The sequence below is a fragment of the uncultured Maribacter sp. genome, assembly GCF_947500405.1.
Lineage (GTDB): Bacteria > Bacteroidota > Bacteroidia > Flavobacteriales > Flavobacteriaceae > Maribacter_B.
In genome coordinates this window covers 1-4,161 of sequence record NZ_CANMRY010000023.1, presented here as the reverse complement: position 1 = coordinate 4,161, position 4,161 = coordinate 1, and the positions used below count along the sequence as shown (strand labels likewise).

The window sequence follows — 4,161 nt, the reverse complement described above, 5'->3', positions numbered from 1 at the left end:
ATACTAATTACAAAAAAGTAATATCTTAGTATCAATTATTATTTTGGATAAGGGCAACAGCTCTTATACAATTAGTTGTGCGTAATTTGAGAAAAACTTCGTTACTCAACCAAAAGCATAGTTCACTCAATATGACTTTTCTGAATCAGAAAAGAAAAATACATTTGAGAAACTAAAACCAAATCAATGAATCGACTAATAATATTCTTTCTTTTAATCTATCAATTCGGATTTTCTCAAAATATCAAAAAAGAAGTTTATTTAATTCATAATCTTTACGCTTCTGGATTTGATAATGATGAATATTTATATTCAACTGATAGTATTCAAATTGAAAATAATAGAAAAATATCTGACTTATTAAATGCTATTTCTAATGTTCAAACTGTAGACGACATATTCACAAACTCGAAAATTGATACTCTGAAAATATTAAATAGCCCTTTAAAATTAATCAAGAAGTATAAACGCTCAAAAGTAGATTGGAATCAAGAGCAACAAGATTTTATTAAACCCAAACTTCAAGATTTAAAAAATTATAAAAAATACTATTTAGACTATCTAAATAATGGATGTTGTATAACAATGCATCAAAGATATCGAGATGAATATCAAATTAGGATTTTTGAAAATAATCTTTTGGTAAATGAAATCACTTCAAGAAAATCTATTGGAGGTTTCAAAATACCTTGGACAAACTCATTAACTGGAACAAAAAACTACAATTTTGAGATTGAGAATATAATTCTTGATTTAAGAAAAAGACCAAAACCTCTAAAAGGAAATAAACTTCAAAAATATCTTGCAAACAAGATAATCGACTATAACATCACTAAACTTTATGAATTGTCAGCGTACACGTATTACAAAGAGATTAAGGAATTAGATACGGAATTTGACATCAAATATTTTGGAGAAGTCTATGGACGTGGAAGATATATTTGGGATGAACCACAAACCTTCAAAATAAAACTTCACAACGAAAAAATGCTTCCAAACGTAGATTTGATTTTTATGTCATCAAAACAAGGAAAATCAATTTATTCGAGAGATTCAATTATTAATAACTATCAAAAGGCATTAAAAAGAGTACAGGATATTCCGTTTATTACTGATTATCTAAAAAAGCATACTCAAAGCACTTTAGATATTTATTTCTTCAACAACAAAACAATAAATAAATATAATATTGACGGTGTAAATAAAAGTCCAGAAGATTGGAAAAGACAAGACGATTATGTCAAAAGTTTAGATTGGTATAAAACTGTTGATATCGAACCGAGTTTTGATATTCCAAAAGCCATAAAAACTTCACAAAAAAATAATTGTGGTTGCAATTATAGATTTGACAGAAAATTTATTGAACAAGCCATCTTTTTTGAAATTAGAAATAAAAATAATGATAGTTCTGTCTGGTTTTTACTTCCAGACGACACCGTTTTATTATATTTAATGCAAGGTGAAAAAGTATTAGAATATGATTATAAAGCATTTGGGAATGAACACGCTGGAGTACAATGGCCTTGTAAAAGATTTAAACTAGACGGAGAAATAATTGAACGTGAATAAAAACTACGCACAACAATGTGTATAATTCATTGCTAGTAACAACCTACTTGCGAAAGTCCTCGCGGACTTTCTATCTGTGATTATTTGCTAACTTTAGTGCTTAAGCACGCAACGAAATCATACACTAGAACGTTGTGCGTAATTAAAAATGAAGCTGTTTAATGTTTTTAAAGATTTCTATAACAATCGAAATTCTGATAATTGGAATTTTGCAAAACATTACGTGCCTGATTTTTTTGAAACAAAATTTATTGTCCATTGGGTATATGGAATAATAGAAAATTTTCCTTTTGACAAATATCCTATGAAAAACGAAACGTTTGAAGACATGAATAAACGTGTCAAAATTGAAAAAGAGTTTAATGTTTTACTGAAAAAAGAGGAACTATATAAAGCAATTTCAATTAAAGAATTGGCGAATAGATTTGGTGTAGAATATTCACAAAAGACGGTTGAATTAATTCCTAAAAATCCAGGGATTTACTATTTGGACAGTTTGAGTATAAAAAGACTTAAAGAATCTTTGAAAAAAATATCCGAGAATTCAAAAATGAACTTACTTATCTGTGAAAATGAAGAATATGATTATTATACTACTGATTTGCAAAAAGAATATAATAACATCACATTAAAAGAGTATTTTGAAATACAAGAATTATATGATTTCCAATTAGATACTTGTCTTTTTGAGGACAATTTAAAATGGTGTATAACAACCTCTGAAGATGCACCAATTTTGTTAGGTTGCAAAAAAGAATTAGAATATGAAATTGAACAAAAAATGAATTTAGAATTATTTAAAGTAGAGAATGAACAAGAGATGTATTAGTAAACTACGCACAACAAGGTGTATAAAACATAGCTAATAAGTACTTAACCTAAAGGTTTGTGTATATTTATGAAGACCACCAAATTTTTAATTTGGCTTTTAAAAAGAGAAAAATTAAAAACAAAATATAAAAATTCGGCTCTGTGTTAATCCGAAAAGTTAGTGTCTTTTTACACGCTACGTTTCATACACAAGACCGTTGTACTTCATTGCGGAACGCACTCAGAACGGAAACAAGCAATTTAAGAACATCTGACTTTTGACAAATTTTACGCTGAATAAATTACGCTGATTTCTCACTCAAAAGCACAATGAAAATCGCATCTGAATTTTAGCAAGTTTTATAGAATCGGAATTTAAAAACGAAAAACTGAACAGGTTGCAGAATTTAGCAAATTGCGGAATTGAAAAATATTGCGGAATATAAAGCTGACTGAATTCACTCAAACGCTAAAAAAAGAAATAGCAACTGAATTCAAACTGAAAGAAAAAACAACGAAAGCACAACAATGTATAAAAATAATTACTAGTTTAGTGCTCAACCAAAGGTCGTTGCTTATTTGTTACATCTGATTTTCCTGCGGAAAATCCTCGCACACAAACACGCAACTATTCTTATACGTAAACGTTCTACGCAATTTGCCAAACCAATGAAATTTATAACTTCTATATTAATGTTTTTGCTTCTTTGCTCGTGCAATGGACAGAATGTGTATGAATTAAATAAAGCTGAATTAGAAAATTGTCACACTTGCAGACCGAAAGACAAAAATCCAAATCCAAATCCTGAATGGGTTAAAACGGACTTAATTCGTTTCAAAGAAATGGTTAATCCAATAGCTGATTTAAAACCAACACTAACTGAATATTTAAAAACTTATCCTGATTTGCTAACTGGAAATAGAAATACCTCTAGCAGAACAATAGAATTATTAGATAATTTAAAGCTAATATCGCACAATTTTTATGGTGGTTATACAAATTTCAATCTAAAAACACTGACTTATAATGATTTAATTATCTATTCAAGATTAGATACAGAAGTTGAAGAAAATGTTTTTGAAAATATCTACTTAAAAGAAATCACAATTCCATTAACTTGTAGCGGAGCGAATATGGAATACTTTAAAATTCACGAAAAGAATTTAGCGGAATATCAAAAAACATATCCGAATTTCACGTTGGAAATTGACCTTAACAAGTACACACCTGATGAATTAAATACCTACTATAATTTAAATGAAGTAGAATACAATTTTGGTGCTTTCCAAGTAGACGAGGATTATCCACATTTAGCAAATGGATTTGTTAAAACACTTTTAGAACAAAAGAAATATGAAGTTTTAGAAAAACTATTATATGGAACTAATCCAGTTGGTAGAGTTTATGCGTACACAGCTTTGAAAATAGCAACAAATGACGGTTATAAACCAAATGATGAGATTATAGAACAAATGAAAAAAGTAAAAGAAAACGGATTGAAATTCAAAAGCGGATTTAACTCATCGCATAGTGAGACGACTGATTTTGACTTTAGAAATAAATTAAACTTTGAATAAAAACTGCGTAGAACAACGTGTATAATTAATGGCTAGTTTTCGCCTACTTACGAAAATCCTCGCGGATTTTCTATTCGGTTTTTATTTGCTAAATTAGATGCTAAAACACGCCACTAATCATACACAAAACCGTTACCCTTAATGGCTGACCTGAAAAATTCTGACTAAATTTAATATTCTAAAAAAGATTCGTGTGTCTGAATT

At 28.7% G+C, this 4,161-nt stretch carries 3 protein-coding genes; all 3 read left to right on the top strand.

What is annotated here, in order from left to right:
- Window positions 1-186 precede the first annotated feature (186 nt).
- A complete protein-coding gene (locus tag Q0945_RS15675; protein WP_299436503.1) occupies window positions 187-1,569 on the top strand; it encodes a hypothetical protein in 1,383 nt (460 codons plus the stop codon).
- Window positions 1,570-1,717: 148 nt separating this feature from the next.
- Window positions 1,718-2,398, top strand: coding sequence for a hypothetical protein (locus tag Q0945_RS15670; protein WP_299436500.1), 681 nt, complete (start codon window positions 1,718-1,720; stop codon window positions 2,396-2,398).
- Between the two features lie 650 nt (window positions 2,399-3,048).
- On the top strand, window positions 3,049-3,957 hold the full coding sequence (locus tag Q0945_RS15665; protein ID WP_299436497.1) for a hypothetical protein: 909 nt from the start codon (window positions 3,049-3,051) through the stop codon (window positions 3,955-3,957).
- The last annotated feature ends 204 nt before the right edge of the window (window positions 3,958-4,161 follow it).